Origin of the sequence: Fluctibacter corallii, from assembly GCF_025751585.1 — a bacterium.
In the GTDB taxonomy this organism is placed as follows: domain Bacteria; phylum Pseudomonadota; class Gammaproteobacteria; order Enterobacterales; family Alteromonadaceae; genus Fluctibacter_A; species Fluctibacter_A corallii.
In genome coordinates, this window is record NZ_JAOWKX010000008.1 from 18729 (window position 1) to 36785 (window position 18057).

Consider the following 18057-nt stretch of genomic DNA (forward strand, 5'->3'; position numbering starts at 1 on the left):
TATCGGCACCTTATAGTCTCCACTAAAACGGTTTTTCGGCGTTGTGTGCGAGAAATCTACTAAGGAAGGATAGCAAAACTATTGATTGCCATACCCGTTGCACCCCGAATTTTGGGAGGGTTCATCACTAACCAAAAATCATAGCGCTTCGTCTGTGCTAATGTGTCAGACAGCGCTTCTAAATTCATGTTCTCCACGATATAAATGCCATTTTCCGCCAATAAAATACGATGAGCAGGAAACACCGTTCCACCTTTTGGGTAAACATCGAAAGTTAGTTGATCTGCGCCCGTTAAAAAGACATTTTGCTTAGCAAGCCACTTTGCTGCTGCCTCGCCCACACCGGGTATTGGCCCCACATACCGCTTCTTATCCGTTTTGAAAAAACGCCCATACCCGGTTCGTATTAATACTGACATGCCAGGCTCAACCTTCACCCCTTGATGCTTAGCGGTTTGAATAAGGTCGTTTTCAGTAATCTCATATCCCGGCGCCAAATGTTCCACCGCTTTAAACTTGGCCACATCCAACAGCACGGCCCGATTGAGATAACGCTCAGATGGATACGCTTCAATTCCTAATGTTTTAAGGCCTTTAGCACTGTCATTTTCAACCGCGTCTACCCCACCAAATACCTTGCCATTTGAGCCAATATGCCCAATCGCATCTATGTTTGGCGCACCATGTTGGCCGCTGAAATACATAATATCGGACGAAAACGAAAAATTAGGAATTAAACCGGTGCTATCTTTATGGGTATCTCGCAGCACCAATTGGTACGGTGGGTTAAACCCCAATAATGGCGCGTCGGCATCCCACACATGATTCAGTTCAACAATTTTTGCCGATGCAAGTGATGCAATATCATCAGCTTTAGCACTTGTCGCACCAACAATGCCAATAAGCCACGTTATAAGTAAAGCGCGATTCAATATCATGGTTTCTTCTCCTTGTTTTCACTATTGGATCTAGCTATTGAAGTGACGTTTTATACGCGAAGCTCCAATAAATTCCGCCAATCATGATAGCGAAGCGTTGCGCGTGTATTTGCCATGTTTTCAATATTTAATGTTACTTTTTCTCACATCGGGCACTATCATCGAAAACAGTAATAACAACACGCTTGCCGATTTCATTATTTGTTACCGAGCCGCACTGTCCTTTCAAAGCGGTATTATCAGACAAAACAAAATAATACTCATACAGACCATCGCTTTGCGTTAAGGAATAGTAAATTCGATTAGACTTATTGGCTAAAATTAAACCAAAATCAAGGCGAGAGCGCGGCAAATTCACGACTGATTGCGTCAAATTTGCGCTAGATTGATTTACCACCATTACACTCGGCATGATTAAAAAGCTTCCGTAATACAGTGCTGCAAGCCCTGCCGCACCAAGTAGCGTGCTCCTTAGAATAAGTTGAAGAACGTTTGCTGCCATTGTTCGAAAATAAGCGATGATTAAAAAGGTATTTGCGATTTTAGCTTACCGCCAGCTCTGATAAACTATTTGTTTTTACAGCGGTTAGCCCTTTGCGTTTATTTTCGTTCACACATACTTTACAAGCATCTCCAGCGCTTGCCGGAGGAATATGTCTTGTGCTCTCGGAAGTCTTATTTGCTGGTGTTGGCGCGCTCGTTAAGCACTTAAGTACAGACCTCACCCAAGCTCAATTGGTGTTTTTCCGTAATGTCTTTGCTTTTATGTTTCTTTTACCGTGGGTATTTCGAGTTGGCGTAAGCGGTTTGAAAACGTCGTATCCTGGATTGCATCTATTCCGTTCGATAACAGGGCTAATTGCGATGTATTGCTTTTTTCAAGTGCTTGCCAATATGCCGCTAGCGCCCGCCATGATGGCGCTGTTAACCGCACCTTTTCTTGTCCCCATCGTTGCCAGGATATGGCTAAAAGAGCATATTTCGCGCATAACAGGCATCGCAATATTAGTAGGGTTTGTGGGCGTGACCTTAGTATTAGAGCCAGATAAAACCGATTTTAATATATACATTTGGCTTGCGTTAATATGTGCATGCTTAGTAGCCGTAAATAAATGCTCTATCCGCAAGTTATCAGGCACCGAACCTTCTGCCCGCATCGTATTTTACTTTTCTGGCATCGCCTCCGTGGTATCTTTTTTTCCTATGCTCTTCGACTGGACACCCATCTCAACCGCAAGCTGGTTAGCCTTAATTACAATGGGACTTTTTGCTACCATCGGCCAATTGTTTATGACCAAAGCCTTTCAATTGGCCTCGCCAGTTAAAATTGGCTTGCTCACTTATAGCAGCGTTATTTTCGCCGCTATATTAGGCTATGTATTTTGGCAAGAGCCTGTTTCTGCTGGGTTAATTTTGGGTACCGTTCTGATCATCTTTGCTGCCAACATGACGATACGCCAACGATGGCTATAAATACGACGAAAATCGCCATCTAACGCTGGTTTCCGAACCTATTTACCGTTAGAATGCGCGGTTCATTTTTGACCAACCGCCCGCCCATTGCATTTTTCGCGGGCGTATCGCATACGCTAACCAAAGTTGCGGTGCAGGAAATTAATACGTTTTGACGTGGTAGGGTATAATTAATCAACATGAGTAAGAAGCTTTTCATTAAAACCTGGGGCTGCCAAATGAACGAGTATGACTCGGAGAAGATGGCAGATCTATTGGATTCAACACATGGTTACAGTCTGGCTGAAGAAGCAGAAGATGCGGATGTTATTCTGTTAAATACCTGTTCTATCCGAGAGAAGGCGCAGGAGAAAGTCTTTCATCAATTAGGGCGTTGGAAAACCCTTAAACAGAAAAAACCTGAACTGATTATTGGTGTGGGTGGCTGTGTTGCGTCTCAGGAAGGCGAAACTATTCGTCAACGCGCGCCTTATGTTGATATCGTATTTGGACCACAAACACTTCACCGTTTACCGGAAATGATCAACCAAATCACCAATGGTGACAGTTCAGTGGTTGATGTGAGTTTCCCTGAAATTGAAAAATTTGACCGCTTACCAGAGCCACGTGCTGAAGGCCCTACAGCGTTTGTGTCGATTATGGAAGGGTGTTCTAAATACTGTACATTCTGTGTCGTTCCTTATACTCGCGGTGAAGAAGTGAGCCGCCCTGTTGACGACGTTATTTATGAAATCGCACAATTAGCCGAACAAGGTGTTCGTGAAGTCAATCTGCTAGGTCAAAACGTAAATGCGTTTCGTGGGCCACACCATGATGGCTCAGTGTGTACCTTTGCTGAATTACTGGAGTTAGTGGCATCTATCGATGGCATCGACCGCATTCGCTACACAACGTCGCACCCAGTAGAATTTACTGATGACATCATTGACGCTTACGCGTCTATTCCAGAGTTGGTAGATCATTTGCACCTCCCTGTGCAAAGCGGAGCTGACCGAATTCTAAACCTCATGAAACGAGGACATACGGCTATCGAATATAAGTCAAAGATTCGCCGCCTGAAGAAAATTCGTCCAAACTTGAGTATGTCTTCAGACTTTATCATCGGTTTCCCTGGCGAAACAGACGCCGACTTTGAAGCCACCATGGACTTAATTGCCGCCATGGATTTCGATTTAAGCTTCAGCTTTATATACAGCGCTCGCCCGGGTACACCGGCAGCAGATTTGCCTGACGACGTGTCGGAAGACACGAAAAAGCAACGTTTGCATTTGTTGCAACAACGCATTACCCAACAAGCACAGCGTATTGCACGCGGTATGTTAGGTACAGAGCAGCGTATTTTGGTGGAAGGGCCGTCTAAGAAAAACCCAATGGAATTGTCGGGAAGAACAGAAAATAACCGTGTGGTTAATTTTGAGGGCACGCCAGACATGATTGGAGAATTTGTCGATATTAAAGTGACTGACGTTTTCACCAATTCACTTCGCGGCGATGTTGTAAGAAGAGAAGCAGACATGGGCTTGCGCGTTGCCGTTGCACCGCAAACCATTATCGCCAAGCAAAGTGGCGACAAGCCAGACGAAATTGGCGTCGCGCAATTCACTCCACAATAATTTAGGATAGGTTGAACAAGATTGAGTAACGTAATAAGCAATGAAGTCGTTCTGGAGCCTGCTGACAATAAGCGGCTTTCAAGTTTAGTGGGTCCTTTCGATGACAACATTAAGCAAATAGAGCGTCGCTTAGGAGTAGAAATTTCCTATCGTGACAATGCCTTTAAAATTATGGGCAAAGCGCAACAAGCAAACGGCGCGATAGAGCTACTCAAGCTGCTTTACATTGAAACCCAACCTGTAAAAGGACAAGTTCCTGAACTTGAGCCTGAGCAAGTGCATTTGGCCATTCAAGAAGCCAAGTGCCTTGAGCAAGCGGAATCAGGTAATTACGGTAAAGAAGTCCATATTAAAACTAAGCGCGGTGTGATCAAGCCGCGTAATCCGAACCAGTCTCAATATGTAGCTAATATCGTTAATCACGATATCAGTTTCGGTATTGGGCCTGCAGGTACAGGGAAAACCTACCTCGCGGTAGCCTGTGCTGTAGATGCACTTGAACGTCAAGAAATTCGTCGAATTCTGCTGACACGTCCTGCCGTCGAAGCAGGCGAAAAGCTTGGTTTTTTACCGGGCGATTTATCACAAAAAGTCGATCCGTACCTACGCCCTCTCTATGATGCCCTTTTTGAAATGTTAGGCTTTGAAAAAGTAGAAAAGCTGATTGAGCGTAACGTCATTGAAGTCGCACCGCTTGCTTATATGCGCGGTAGAACCTTGAACGACGCGTTCATCATTCTTGATGAAAGCCAGAATACAACGGTAGAGCAGATGAAAATGTTTCTAACCCGTATCGGTTTTAATTCAAAAGCAGTCATTACCGGAGATATCACACAGGTAGATTTGCCTCGCGGCGTTCGCTCTGGATTGCGTCATACTATTGAAGTACTAAAAGATGTAAACGATATTTCTTTTAATTTCTTTAATGCTAACGACGTTGTCAGACACCCTGTTGTAGCTCGCATCGTGCGTGCTTATGAAGAACATGATGAAGAGCAAGAGAAAGTGCGTAAAGCTAAAAAAGAAGAGCAACTGCAACAGCGCGCACAGACATCATCAGAACAAAAGTCAGATCGTAATGATGGGTCGCCTGAATCGTGAACATCATCGTTGATTTACAACTTGCTACTGAGCATGCCAACACACCTTCTCTGGCGCAGCTTGAAACGTGGATAGCAGCGGCATTGCAGGGTGCAAAGGCGTCATCTGATAGCGATTGGGAAGTCACTGTCCGTATCGTTTCTGATGAGGAAAGCCAGTCCCTTAATCACGAGTATAGAGGAAAAGACGCGCCCACCAATGTGTTGTCTTTCCCCTTTGAAGCGCCTCCAGGTATCGACTTGCCACTGTTAGGCGACCTTGTGGTGTGCGCCAATGTTGTCGACACCGAAGCAAAACAGCAAAATAAAGCCAGTATGCACCACTGGGCACATATGATTGTGCATGGCACCTTGCATTTATTAGGCTTTGACCATATTGAAGATGCTGAAGCAGAAGAGATGGAAAGTCTTGAAATTGACATTCTTTCTCAATTAGGCATTGACGATCCCTATCAAGATCATTGAATATACGTTTTCAGGAACTAAAAATAGAAATCTATGAGCGACGATAATCCCCACTCTACGAACGGCTCTTCCAATAAAAATTGGTTAGACAAAATAGTCCAAACCTTTACGGGAGAGCCGAGAAGCAAAGAAGAGTTTGTTGACCTAGTCAACGATGCCCAAAATAATGGCGTAATCGATCCAGAAACCTGCGAAATGATGGCAGGCGTATTGGAAATCAGCGACATGCGTGTTAGGGACATCATGATCCCCAGAGCACAGATGATCACCATTGATATCGACGAATCTGTTGAAGAATTTTTGCCTGTTATGCTTGATTCAGCGCATTCACGTTTTCCCGTGATCAGCGAAGATAAAGATCACATTGAAGGCATTCTTCTAGCAAAAGATTTGCTCGCGTACGCATTCAATAACGATAAAGAATTTAAACTTCGCGAAGTACTCCGCCCAGCGGTGATTGTGCCTGAAAGCAAACGCGTAGACGTATTGCTTAAAGAGTTTCGCCAACAACGTTACCACATGGCAATCGTGGTAGATGAGTATGGTGGCGTATCTGGCTTGGTAACCATTGAGGATATTCTTGAGCTTATCGTGGGTGAAATTGAAGACGAGCACGATGTTGAACTCAATGAAATTGAAGACATCAGGCCGTTAAATAAATACACGTACTCTGTCAAAGCCCTAACGCCACTTGAAGCGTTTAATACGTTCTTTGAAACACAGTTTAGTGAAGAAGAAGCGGACACGATCGGAGGGATTGTATTAAAAGCCTTTGGTCATATGCCCAGCACGGACGAGGAAATCTCTATTGAAGGAATCCACTTCAAAATTACCAATTCCGACAAACGTCGTCTTGTGCAGCTAAAGGTTACGCTTCCCGACTTGGAAGAGTAATGTGAAACCGGCATTTCATTATGGCGCTGCACTGTTATCAGGCAGCGCCCTTACATTAGCGTATGCTCCTTTTAATTTCTGGTGGCTAACCCTGCCCTGCTTTGCTCTGTTTAGCTATTTGCTTTTGGGCACGTCTCCTAAACAAGCTGCGAAAACTGGAATGGCCTTTGGATTGGGCTGGTTTGGTGCGGGGATCTCTTGGGTTCACGTCAGTATTGCTGAGTTTGGTGGGTTACCGCTGATTGGCTCAATCGGGCTAATGTTACTGCTTTGCGCTTACCTAGCCCTTTATCCAACCTTTTTCGCTTACGCTCTTCAACGCAGCTTTAGCCGTTCTATTTGGCCATTATCGGCGGCAGCGCTTTGGTTTGTGGTTGAGTGGTTCAGAAGTTGGATGTTAACCGGATTTCCATGGCTTTCTATAGGTTACAGTCAAACAAACGGCCCGCTTGCTGGTTGGCTGCCCGTGATAGGCGAAACCGGATTATCAGCGTTACTCGTACTGTGCGCGAGTGCCCTTGCGCTTGGCGTTAAGCAACGTAATTACTATTTTGCTTTATCACCCGCATTAATCACACTAATAACGGGTGCTGTCTTCGACCGTATTGACTGGGTTACCCCAACCAACAAAACGGCCTCTGTTGCACTTGTGCAAGGCAATATAAAACAAGAATTGCGTTGGGTACCTGAGCAGGACCGTCCCACAATGGAAAAGTACCTGCGAATGACAGAAGCGCATTGGCGTAACGATATTATTGTTTGGCCTGAAGCCGCAATACCCAAGCTTGAACCGCTGGCTCGTAACTATATTAGGGAATTGGATGAACTCGCTATTGCTGCCAATACCAGCTTAATTACGGGCATTGTTAATTATAACTTTGAAACGTCAGAGGCATTCAATAACGTTATAGTGGTGGGCAAACAACGGCAAAATGATACACAAGGTCACTACCGCTATCTTCATGTAAACCGATATGCAAAACATCACCTTTTGCCTATTGGCGAATTTATTCCTTTTGAAGATTGGTTACGAGGCATTGCCCCTTTGTTCGACCTTCCTATGTCTTCATTTAGCCGCGGAGACTATCAACAAGCCAATCTTATGGCGAATGGTTACCGCCTTGCACCAGCGCTGTGTTTTGAAATTGCCTTTCCACGTCAAATTGGTGCAAACCTTCACAAGAATTCTGACATGATCATTACAGTAAGTAATGACGCATGGTTTGGTCACTCTCATGGCCCAGCACAGCATATGCAAATTGCCCAAGTGCGAGCAAAAGAGTTCGGAATGCCAGTAATTCGCGCAACCAATAATGGAATTACCGGCATTATTGATGCTTCAGGCAATATACAAAGCCTGCTTCCTCAATTTGAAGCCGCGGTATTAACCGATTCGGTAAGCCTCGTAACAGGCAACACACCCTACCGTTGGTTAGGCGATCTCCCTATGTGGATATTCACCTTTTTAGCACTTGTTTCTAGATTTTTCTTCTCTCGCACATCTACTCACCAATAGGTGATGTTTATCTTAAAAGTCATATAAAAAAAAGGCCAAACATTCGTTTGGCCTTTGTGCTTCTACACTCGATTGAGAGGGCGTGTCTAGAAGATTACCCTAGTAGTGATAGTGCCGCTTGCGGACGTTGGTTCGCCTGCGACAATACCGTCTGACTCGCCTGCTGAATAATCTGGTTACGTGTCAATTCAGCCGTCTCTGACGCAAAATCTGTGTCTTTAATTCGTGAACGTGCCCCTGAAACGTTCTCTGAAATATTACTCAGGTTTCTAATTGTTGACTGGAAGCGGTTTTGAAGCGCACCCAAATCTGCTCGTGCTGAGCCTATCGTCGATATCGCTGCATCAACTGCCGCTAATGTCGCTGATGCTTGCGCAGCGGTTGCCACTGAGTTCGTACCCAGACCCAAACCAGACGTACCATATCCACCTGTACGAGATAAGTTCACACTGATAGTTTGACCACCATTGGCCCCCACTAAGAACGCGGCTGAATACCCACCTGTTAATAGGTCTACCCCTGCAAACTGTGTGGTTTGAGCCACACGTGAAATCTCAGTTTTTAGTGCATCTACTTCTTTTTGAAGCGCTGCACGGTCGGCTGATGTATTGATACCATTTTGTGATTGTACCGCGAGTTGACGAATGCGCTGTAAGCTTGATGTTACTTCTTGCATCGCGCCTTCTGCTGTTTGCGTCAGTGAGATGGCATCATTCGCGTTACGTACTGCTTGGTCTAAGCCTTGAACCTGAGACGTCATGCGGTCTGTAATTTGCAAACCCGCCGCATCATCTGCCGCACGGTTAATACGAAAACCTGAAGATAAACGCTCAAACGATGTATTTAATCGTTGTGATACGTCAAACAGCTGACGCTGCGCATTCAATGACGATACGTTAGTATTTACGAACATAGACATAATATAACTACCTCACACTCTCAGTCCGGCGGTGTATGCCGGCAACCTGTATATCAGGTTGAAAAAACACTGCTAGCGCAATACTTCCGATTATATCCGGGTTATTGACACTGCCCTCTCGTGAATAGTTATCGTCTGTTCAAAAATTAACCTTAGGAATTTTTTCGCCGCAAACTCAATTTTTACGGCAATATGCCACCCCAACACTTATAAATAGTTGTTTTAAAACATATTTAAAGGAGGCAAATCATTGCCGCTTTTAATTTGGATTTGCAGAAAATATCAACAATTCAGAGAGGGGAGTTAGAAAATGTGACTCAAAATTAGGGTTGTCGTTGTCTTTAGCCTAATTCTGAAATAAGACGTTTAGCGCACACGCAAAATATACAATTGTTAGCTGTAAACAAAAACGCCAGCAATAAAGCTGGCGTTTTCATCTAACTGAGATAGAAGCTAAATTAAACGTACTCTACTTCAGAAATCTCAAATTCAACGGTACCTGAAGGGGTTTGGATGTTTACGACATCATCCAACTCTTTTCCAATTAACCCTCGGGCAATCGGAGAATTAACTGAAATAAGGTTATTTTTGATGTCTGCCTCATCATCTCCCACAATGCGGTATGTGGTTTCTTCATCTGTATCCAAGTTCAAGATGGTTACAGTCGCACCAAAAATCACTTTGCCGTTGTTTTCCATTTTGGTCACGTCGATAATTTGTGCGTTAGACAGTTTACCTTCGATGTCCTGAATACGTCCTTCACAAAAGCTCTGCTGCTCTCGCGCAGCGTGATATTCCGCATTTTCTTTCAAATCGCCGTGTTCACGGGCTTCTGCAATGGCTTCAATAATTTGTGGACGACGAACTGACTTAAGCTCATTCAGCTCTTCACGCAACATGTCTGCGCCTTTCGCAGTCATTGGATACTGATTCATTTATCAATAACTCGCTTTATCTTTATGAAATTGATTGTGCTAGTAAGAAAGCATAGGGCAGCCTAAGCCGCCCTATTACATTAAAATTCAAACGTACACTGTACTAGATTTCAAAATTATTACAAATACGTAATACGCTTTCTAGCCGTGAATTTGTTTGTGTAATGCCTGAACTGAGGTCACTCGCGCACGATCATCCGCTTCATGGGCGTTGATCGTTGCGAAAGCTGCGTTCATCGTCGTAGTGTAAGTGACTTTATTCACTAACGCTTCTTTTCGGATGTACACAGAATCTTCGATCGCCTGACGCCCTTCTGTCGTATTTACAATGTAGCAATACTCACCATTTTTGATTGCGTCTACAATGTTAGGTCGACCTTCTGTGACTTTGTTAACCACAGAGCACAAAATGCCTGCGTCCTTAAGCACTTTTGCTGTGCCTTTGGTTGCTTCTAGCACAAAGCCTTTCGTCGCCATCTTACGACCCAGTTCAATGACTCGTGCTTTGTCATTTTCACGTACAGACAACAATGCTTTACCCGGTTTTGGAATAGGTTGGCTCGCGCCCAAATTTGCTTTGGCATAGGCTTCTTCAAAGTTGAGCCCAACTCCCATAACCTCACCTGTAGAGCGCATTTCTGGGCCTAAAAGTGGGTCAACACCTTGGAACTTCGCAAACGGCAGTACCACTTCTTTCACAGAATAAAACGGTGGAATAATTTCCTTATCAACGCCCTGCGAAGGTAAGTCTTGTCCTGCCATGGCGCGAGCGGCAATTTTCGCTAAAGGTAGCCCAGTCGCTTTAGAAACAAAGGGCACTGTGCGTGCTGCACGAGGGTTCACTTCAATCAAATACACTTCGCCGTCTTTTACCGCAAACTGCGTATTCATTAAGCCAACCACACCTAACTCTAGTGCCATTGCTTTGACTTGCTCACGCATCACATTCTGAATATCTTCACTAAGCGAATATGACGGCAGTGAACAAGCTGAGTCACCCGAGTGCACACCCGCTTGCTCGATGTGTTCCATAATGCCACCAATAACGACGTTAGTACCGTCACACATGGCGTCAATGTCCACTTCGATTGCGTCATCAAGAAAACGATCGAGTAACACCGGTGAGTCGTTCGAGACTTTTACCGCTTCATTGAGATAGCGTTTTAGGTCTTTCAGGTCATAGACAATTTCCATTGCGCGCCCACCCAATACATAAGACGGACGAACCACCAGCGGAAACCCTATTTTCTCAGCTTCTGTCAGTGCCTGCTCCATGTTACTTACCGTCGCGTTGGCTGGCTGCTTCAGATTCAGCTTGTTTACCATTTGCTGGAAGCGCTCACGATCTTCAGCGCGATCGATAGCATCTGGTGAAGTGCCAATAATCGGTACACCTTCGGCTTCCAATGCTCTGGCAAGCTTTAATGGTGTTTGCCCGCCGTATTGAACGATGACACCTTTCGGTTTCTCTACGCGTACAATTTCTAACACGTCTTCTAGCGTAACGGGTTCAAAATACAATCGGTCAGACGTGTCGTAGTCGGTAGAAACCGTTTCAGGATTACAGTTCACCATAATGGTTTCATAGCCGTCTTCACGTAACGCTAATGCCGCGTGAACACAACAGTAATCGAACTCGATCCCTTGCCCGATACGGTTAGGGCCACCGCCCAACACCATGATTTTATCTTTATCAGAAGGTGCGGCTTCACACTCTTCGTCGTAACTTGAGTACATATAAGCTGTGCTGGTCGCAAACTCAGCAGCACACGTATCTACACGTTTATATACTGGCTGAATATCCATTTGACGACGCACATCACGCACATCGGTTTCAGCCACGCTGGTTAATTCCGCCAGTCGCGCATCTGAAAAGCCTTTGCGTTTCAGAGTTCTCATCAGGTCATTATCTATACCTGATAAACCAATGTCTGCAACCTTCTGCTCAAGTTTTACCAACTCTTCTATCTGAACCAAGTACCATCTATCGATATTGGTCAGATTGAAAATTTCATCTACCGACATGCCCATTCTCATCGCATCTGCAATGTACCAAATACGCTCAGCACCGGGTTCGCGTAATTCATGAATGAGCTTTTTGTGGCTTTCAGGATCGTCTAAATCTAGAATGGAGTCGAGGCCATTTACTCCCACTTCTAACCCACGCAAGGCCTTTTGTAACGATTCTTGTTGGTTCCGTCCGATAGCCATCACTTCGCCAACCGATTTCATCTGGGTTGTCAGACGGTCATTTGAGCCGGCAAATTTTTCAAAATTGAAACGTGGAATTTTCGTAACCACATAATCAATCGCGGGTTCAAATGAGGCCGGCGTTAGGCCACCAGTGATATCGTTTGCCAACTCATCAAGGGTATACCCTACCGCCAATTTCGCCGCAACTTTCGCAATCGGGAAACCTGTCGCTTTCGAAGCCAAAGCCGATGAACGAGACACCCTCGGATTCATTTCAATGATAACCATACGGCCAGTATTAGGATCGATACCAAACTGCACGTTTGAGCCGCCTGTTTCGACACCAATTTCACGCAGTACAGCCATCGCAGCGTTACGCATGATCTGGAATTCTTTGTCTGTCAGTGTCTGTGCAGGCGCTACCGTAATAGAATCGCCTGTGTGTACGCCCATAGGATCGAAGTTTTCAATGGTACACACAATGATGCAATTGTCGTTCTTGTCTCGTACGACTTCCATTTCATATTCTTTCCAGCCAATTAACGACTCATCAATGAGCAGTTCACTGGTGGGTGACAGATCTAAGCCACGGCGACAAATTTCCTCAAATTCATCGATGTTATAAGCAATCCCGCCTCCCGTGCCGCCCATAGTAAACGACGGACGAATGATGCATGGAAAACCAATGCGGCTTAACACGTCATGGGCTTGCTCCATTGTATGGGCAATTTCTGCACGTGGACATTCAAGTCCAATCGACTTCATGGCTTTGTCGAAACGCTCACGATCTTCTGCTTTGTCGATTGCATCGGCGGTTGCGCCAATCATTTCAACACCGAACTCGCTAAGTACGCCATGTTTATTCAAATCAAGCGCACAGTTAAGTGCCGTTTGTCCGCCCATAGTAGGCAAAATAGCATCTGGGCGCTCTGCCTCGATAATTTTCTTAACAACTTCCCAGTGAATCGGCTCAATGTAAGTAGCATCAGCCATTTCCGGATCAGTCATTATGGTTGCAGGGTTAGAGTTCACTAAAATAACTCGGTAACCCTCCTCTCTCAGCGCTTTACACGCTTGCGCACCAGAGTAATCAAACTCACAAGCCTGACCGATAACAATTGGGCCAGCTCCAAGAATGAGAATACTTTTTATGTCTTGACGTTTCGGCATAGTATTAAATCTCTTCCTCTGGTGATTAACGGTGTTGTTTTATCAAATCAATGAAATGGTCAAATAACGGTGCTGCGTCATGAGGACCAGGGCTAGCTTCTGGATGCCCTTGAAAGCTGAAAGCGGGCTTATCTTTACGATGAATACCCTGAAGCGATTGGTCAAACAACGACACATGAGTCACTTCAATATTATCTGGCAGTGAGCCTTCATCGACTGCGAAACCGTGGTTTTGACTGGTGATCATGACGACGTCATTTTTCAAGTCTTTCACAGGATGGTTAGCACCGTGGTGACCAAACTTCATTTTTACCGTTTTCGCACCGCTGGCCAGGGCAAGAAGCTGATGGCCTAAACAAATACCAAATATCGGTAGGTTCTTTTCTAAAAATACTTGTATCGCGTTAATCGCATACTCACATGGCTCAGGATCGCCCGGACCGTTTGATAAAAAGACACCATCTGGATTCATTGCCAGTACATCCTCAGCGGGCGTTGTAGCAGGCACGACCGTTAAGCGGCAACCTCTATCAACAAGCATTCGCAGTATATTGTGCTTGGCACCGAAATCGTATGCCACGACATGGTAAGGCAATTCAGCTACGCCAGTATTATACCCTTCGCCCAGTGTCCAAGACCCGTCTGTCCACGCAAACTGTGTCTCGGTCGTCACCTCTTTTGCCAAATCCATTCCCTTTAAACCCGGAAACGATTTAGCCTGTTCCAGCGCAACGGCCTCATCTAAGTTATCAAGCGCAACAATACAGCCATTCTGCGCACCTTTATCACGTAAAATACGAGTGAGGCGACGGGTGTCGATGTCTGCGATACCAAGAATGTTGTTTTGTTTGAGATAATCAGAAAGGGAGAGAGTATTACGGAAGTTACTGGCTAAAAGAGGGAGGTCTCGAATGATAAGGCCTTTGGCCCAGATTTTTGTTGATTCAACATCCTCTTCATTGGTGCCGGTGTTACCTATATGAGGATACGTTAAGGTAACGATTTGTTCGGCATATGAGGGATCAGTGAGAATCTCCTGATAGCCTGTCATTGATGTATTGAACACTACTTCACCGACAGAAATACCAGAAGCACCTATTGCAGTGCCTTTGAAGACAGAACCGTCTTCTAGCACCAAAAGGGCAGAATTAGCCAAGTCAACCTCCTAATTAAGGACAACCCAAGGGAAATTTAACGACAAAGCGCTAAAACCCTACAAAAAACGGAATACATGATGCACATAACACCCCGCTAGCCTTCTTTGCTGCTTTACAGACCAAGCCTACCAATAAGCAGACCCAAACTGCAAAATTTTGGCAAATTCTCAGCATCATACACGAGCATTAAGCTTTTGTCTAATTTAGTTAAAGATAATTTAGAAAAACACCCCTTTAAGGGCACTTTTGTCTAATAACCCGCAAAAAAACATATTTCTGACCAGTTAGACAACTTTTTCAAGCATGTGGCTGCGAGTTTGACAATGATATTGGAATCAATAGTAGCAGAGCTTTTGTTAGCTTGCGTATTGGAATTGCCATCGGTAAACCCATAAGTTAAAACCTAAAATGACACTCCATCGCAAGCTGGCGTTTTGACGTTTATATTGTTTGTATCCTAGAACAAAAACTAAAACCCTAATACATCTGACATACTGTATATCCCTGCTGGCTTGTGTTTAAGCCACTTCGCCGCCGTTACGGCACCTTTAGCAAAAGTCAGACGACTAGACGCCTTATGGGTAATTTCGAGCCGTTCTCCGATATCAGCAAATAACGCCGTATGCTCACCTACCACGTCGCCAGCTCTTACTGTGGCAAACCCAATGGTGTCATGCGCTCGCTCCCCTGTATCACCTTCTCGACCATATACCGCACACTGAGTTAAATCTCGTCCTAACGTATCAGCAATCGCTTCGCCCACTGCCATTGCTGTTCCAGATGGCGCATCTTTTTTAAAACGGTGATGGGCTTCAATGATTTCAATATCAGCAGTATCGCCCATGGCCTTAGCGGCTTGGCGAACCAAATTCAGCATCACATTGACACCCACACTGTAATTTGCGGCAAATACAATAGGGATTGATTTGGCTGCATTGGCCAATTCGCTTTTCTGAGCGTCAGACAACCCCGTAGTTCCAATCACCATAGGGACATGATGTTGAACACACCAAGACAAATTAGACATCAGCGCCTCAGGCAAGGTGAAGTCGATAAGTACATCAATATCATCAGCTAACGCATCGATTTCGCAGCGCACTGCCACGCCCATACGACCTATACCTGCTAATTCCCCAGCGTCTACACCGTTAAACGCGGAACCTGCGCGCACAACAGCCGCACCAAGCGTTACCGTATCGTCTAAAGAAACGGCTTCAATCAACACGCGTCCCATGCGCCCATTCGCGCCCAAAATACCTACTTTCATGTTGTTCAATACTCTTCTACACAGGGATTCAATATATTGAATCCTATCAGGTTTTATACCACTTAGGCGGAATTCTTATTCTAATTTATACCCGAATAGTCAGGCATATATTGTGCCCTTTCACTTTCAACACTATGATGACGCCAAACACCTACCAACTGTAGAACAACAAGAAAGTAAAACATGGAAAATCTTGATACATCATTGTCATCTCAGACCCGGGCGCTCTTTTCGCAAATGCACAAAACGCTTCTTAAAGAAACGCTGGCAATGGCTGAGTTTGCCCTATCGAACGGTAAATTGCCGGACCCGGTTCAGTTGGAACAAATTAATGCAATCATGAGAAAAGATGCGCTAGATGAAAAAGATGTCGCCGTATTGGGTAATATTCACAAATACTTATCACGGTTGATTGCTCCCGCCATTCCGCAAAGCATCTTGTTATTGCAAACACAACGGAAGAGCCGTCATCCTTTGTCTTTTCTTGGTCCAGTCCCGCTTATCAGGCAACTAATGTGCCTTAACTTTGTATTTTTGCTGGTGTTTATCGCAACAGGAATGACGCCTTCAGTGAATTACATCTCGCTAAACAAAGGCATACTGGCTTCTAGTGGAGGAGACTTACTGATCAATATCGGATTTTTAATGAGTTGTGCAGGCCTTGGAGCGGGTTTTGCTGCCTTGTATCAGCTGAACCAATACATTGGCAACGTTAACTACGATCCGAAGTACGATTCCACCTATTGGACAAAAATTGTTTTGGGGGTTATTGCAGGCTTGTTTCTTGTCGAGCTTTTACCGCAAGAGTCTTTTCATTCTCAAACGCAGGCCGCTGACGGAGACATTTTATACGGCAGCCTTCTCAAACCCACGCTCGCTCTTCTGGGCGGGTTTTCTGCCTCGATGGTTTACCGCATCCTAAATCGGATGGTGGAATCGCTGGAATCATTGGTAAAAGGCGATCAGGCTTCGACCCTGCAAAGCAAGACGCAGTTATTAGAAGCCAAAGCCTATCAGAATCAATTTGATACGGCACTACAGGTGCTCTCAGCGGTCAAAGAAATTGAAAAGCATGTATCAGAAGATGATAAACAAAAAGCACAGGAGGCCATAGAGTTACTGGCCGAGAGAGTCGCACCGCAAGCCGAGTTCACATTCAATCGATAACCTTTTTTCAACGCTAAGTCATGCACGTTTCAGGTAATTACTCTTACTGCGACGTGCATGCCATCAACGGCCCACCGACCAGTAATAGGGTTTTGTAATACGCGGCCTAGGTATTCTCGAGTAGAGCCATCGTCATAAGTAACATACATAATACACTGATGATTTTTTTCATACACAAACTCGGGAATTTCAACAGCAACCGCACGAGGTTCAGGTTTTGCTTTTCGCCGTTTCGTCCAATTTTTGGGTATAATTTCAAAAGTAACATTTGTACTCGGCGTTGTCGGTGGCATCGCGCGTCCCTTAGATTTCTTAGAGCCTGCCCATTCAACCATTCTTCAGGGGGTAAAGTCACGCTACCTAACGTGACCAACAGCAATCATTACCTAATAATGCAATTGTTCGCCTTATCGTTAATGCCATATAACGCAATAATCTTGGTTACAGGTGCAAGTGTGATAGTCTTGGCGCGGTTTACGTGTAGTTAGAGACGGAGAATAAATCGTGGATGTAAAACAACGGTTGGTTTGGGACCTCCCTACTCGCCTTTTTCATTGGGGCCTGGTCTGTGCCCTAGGTTTTCAATGGCTATCAGCGGAAATCCTTGAAGACAGCATCGAACTTCATGCTTATGTTGGTTACGGCATTCTCACTCTTTTACTTTTTCGTATTCTGTGGGGAATATTAGGTACGCGCTACGCCCGATTTTCTGAGTTTGTTGCTGGCCCTAAACGAACCATGTCTTATTTAAAAGGTATAAAAAACGGCAATCCTCCAGAAAGTATTGGTCACAATCCACTTGGCGCATGGATGATCATTGCCACACTACTCATTGTGCTCACTCAAGCTGTTAGTGGTTTATTTCTTACCGATGACGTGCTGTTTACCGCACCGTATTACTACGTTGAAGCCCCTGAACTTAAATCATGGATGGCAACGCTTCACAACACTTTATTCAATGTAATACTTGGTATTAGCGCGGTTCACATACTGGCAATTGTGTTGTACAAGTTTAAGTTTAAGAAAGATTTGGTTAAGCCAATGATACACGGGAAAAAAAGCGTACCTGAACAGCATGGTATTTCATCATCAAGAATGGTATTAGCCGTGGTGTTATTGGCAACAGTCGCAGCATTTGTATGGTGGCTCGTGTTTGTCAACCCACCACCCATCGTGGATGACTTTTACTACTAACCTCATGTTGCCTCAAGCATCGCGAGAAATAGGCATTGGTGATAAACCATGAAGAG

At 44.8% G+C, this 18057-nt stretch carries 16 protein-coding genes; 8 read left to right on the forward strand and 8 right to left on the reverse strand.

Going from position 1 to position 18057, the window contains the following annotated elements; genetic code table 11:
* Positions 1–59 precede the first annotated feature (59 nt).
* Together OE749_RS14680 and OE749_RS14685 are read right to left on the reverse strand one after the other, a co-directional pair.
* Positions 60–938, reverse strand: coding sequence for a cyclase family protein (locus OE749_RS14680; protein WP_263713228.1), 879 nt, complete (start codon positions 936–938; stop codon positions 60–62).
* 133 nt (positions 939–1071) lie between these two features.
* Positions 1072–1440, reverse strand: coding sequence for a hypothetical protein (locus OE749_RS14685; RefSeq protein WP_263713229.1), 369 nt, complete (start codon positions 1438–1440; stop codon positions 1072–1074).
* Positions 1441–1532: 92 nt separating this feature from the next.
* On the opposite strand from OE749_RS14685, the gene OE749_RS14690 reads away from it, so the two are divergent.
* The 6 genes from OE749_RS14690 (at position 1533) to lnt (ending at position 7999) form a co-directional block, all read left to right on the forward strand.
* A complete protein-coding gene (locus OE749_RS14690) occupies positions 1533–2411 on the forward strand; it encodes a DMT family transporter (protein ID WP_404828183.1) in 879 nt (292 codons plus the stop codon).
* A gap of 179 nt (positions 2412–2590) precedes the next feature.
* Positions 2591–4024, forward strand: a complete 1434-nt coding sequence (gene miaB, locus OE749_RS14695; RefSeq protein WP_263713231.1) for a tRNA (N6-isopentenyl adenosine(37)-C2)-methylthiotransferase MiaB — start codon at positions 2591–2593, stop codon at positions 4022–4024.
* Positions 4025–4045: 21 nt separating this feature from the next.
* Entirely contained in the window at positions 4046–5125 is a 1080-nt protein-coding gene (locus OE749_RS14700; protein ID WP_263713232.1) for a PhoH family protein, read from the forward strand.
* Positions 5122–5589 carry an rRNA maturation RNase YbeY gene (gene ybeY, locus OE749_RS14705; protein ID WP_263713233.1) on the forward strand — a complete coding sequence of 156 codons (468 nt, stop codon included), beginning with the start codon at positions 5122–5124 and terminating at the stop codon, positions 5587–5589. The genes OE749_RS14700 and ybeY overlap by 4 nt, the downstream gene beginning before the upstream one ends.
* Before the next feature lie 33 nt (positions 5590–5622).
* A complete protein-coding gene (gene corC / locus OE749_RS14710; protein ID WP_263713234.1) occupies positions 5623–6483 on the forward strand; it encodes a CNNM family magnesium/cobalt transport protein CorC in 861 nt (286 codons plus the stop codon).
* A 1-nt stretch (position 6484) separates the two neighbouring features.
* A complete protein-coding gene (gene lnt, locus OE749_RS14715) occupies positions 6485–7999 on the forward strand; it encodes an apolipoprotein N-acyltransferase (protein ID WP_263713235.1) in 1515 nt (504 codons plus the stop codon).
* Between the two features lie 94 nt (positions 8000–8093).
* Here lnt and OE749_RS14720 read toward each other — a convergent pair whose 3' ends face one another.
* From OE749_RS14720 to dapB, 5 genes are all read right to left on the reverse strand, one after another.
* On the reverse strand, positions 8094–8918 hold the full coding sequence (locus OE749_RS14720; protein ID WP_263713236.1) for a flagellin N-terminal helical domain-containing protein: 825 nt from the start codon (positions 8916–8918) through the stop codon (positions 8094–8096).
* Positions 8919–9376: 458 nt separating this feature from the next.
* Positions 9377–9853: a transcription elongation factor GreA gene (greA, locus tag OE749_RS14725; RefSeq protein WP_263713237.1), complete on the reverse strand. Its 477-nt coding sequence runs from the start codon at positions 9851–9853 to the stop codon at positions 9377–9379.
* A gap of 141 nt (positions 9854–9994) precedes the next feature.
* Positions 9995–13216 (reverse strand): carbamoyl-phosphate synthase large subunit, encoded by a 3222-nt coding sequence (gene carB / locus OE749_RS14730; protein ID WP_263713238.1) that lies wholly within the window; start codon positions 13214–13216, stop codon positions 9995–9997.
* 25 nt (positions 13217–13241) lie between these two features.
* Positions 13242–14372, reverse strand: a complete 1131-nt coding sequence (gene carA, locus OE749_RS14735) for a glutamine-hydrolyzing carbamoyl-phosphate synthase small subunit (protein WP_263713239.1) — start codon at positions 14370–14372, stop codon at positions 13242–13244.
* Positions 14373–14842: 470 nt separating this feature from the next.
* Positions 14843–15640, reverse strand: a complete 798-nt coding sequence (gene dapB / locus OE749_RS14740; protein WP_263713240.1) for a 4-hydroxy-tetrahydrodipicolinate reductase — start codon at positions 15638–15640, stop codon at positions 14843–14845.
* A gap of 183 nt (positions 15641–15823) precedes the next feature.
* Between dapB and OE749_RS14745 the strand changes: the two genes are divergently transcribed.
* Positions 15824–16807: a hypothetical protein gene (locus OE749_RS14745; RefSeq protein WP_263713241.1), complete on the forward strand. Its 984-nt coding sequence runs from the start codon at positions 15824–15826 to the stop codon at positions 16805–16807.
* Positions 16808–16836: 29 nt separating this feature from the next.
* Here the strand turns inward: OE749_RS14745 and OE749_RS14750 are convergent, their stop codons facing one another.
* On the reverse strand, positions 16837–17100 hold the full coding sequence (locus tag OE749_RS14750; protein WP_263713242.1) for a hypothetical protein: 264 nt from the start codon (positions 17098–17100) through the stop codon (positions 16837–16839).
* A gap of 211 nt (positions 17101–17311) precedes the next feature.
* Between OE749_RS14750 and OE749_RS14755 the strand changes: the two genes are divergently transcribed.
* A complete protein-coding gene (locus OE749_RS14755; protein WP_263713243.1) occupies positions 17312–18001 on the forward strand; it encodes a cytochrome b/b6 domain-containing protein in 690 nt (229 codons plus the stop codon).
* Positions 18002–18057 lie beyond the last annotated feature (56 nt).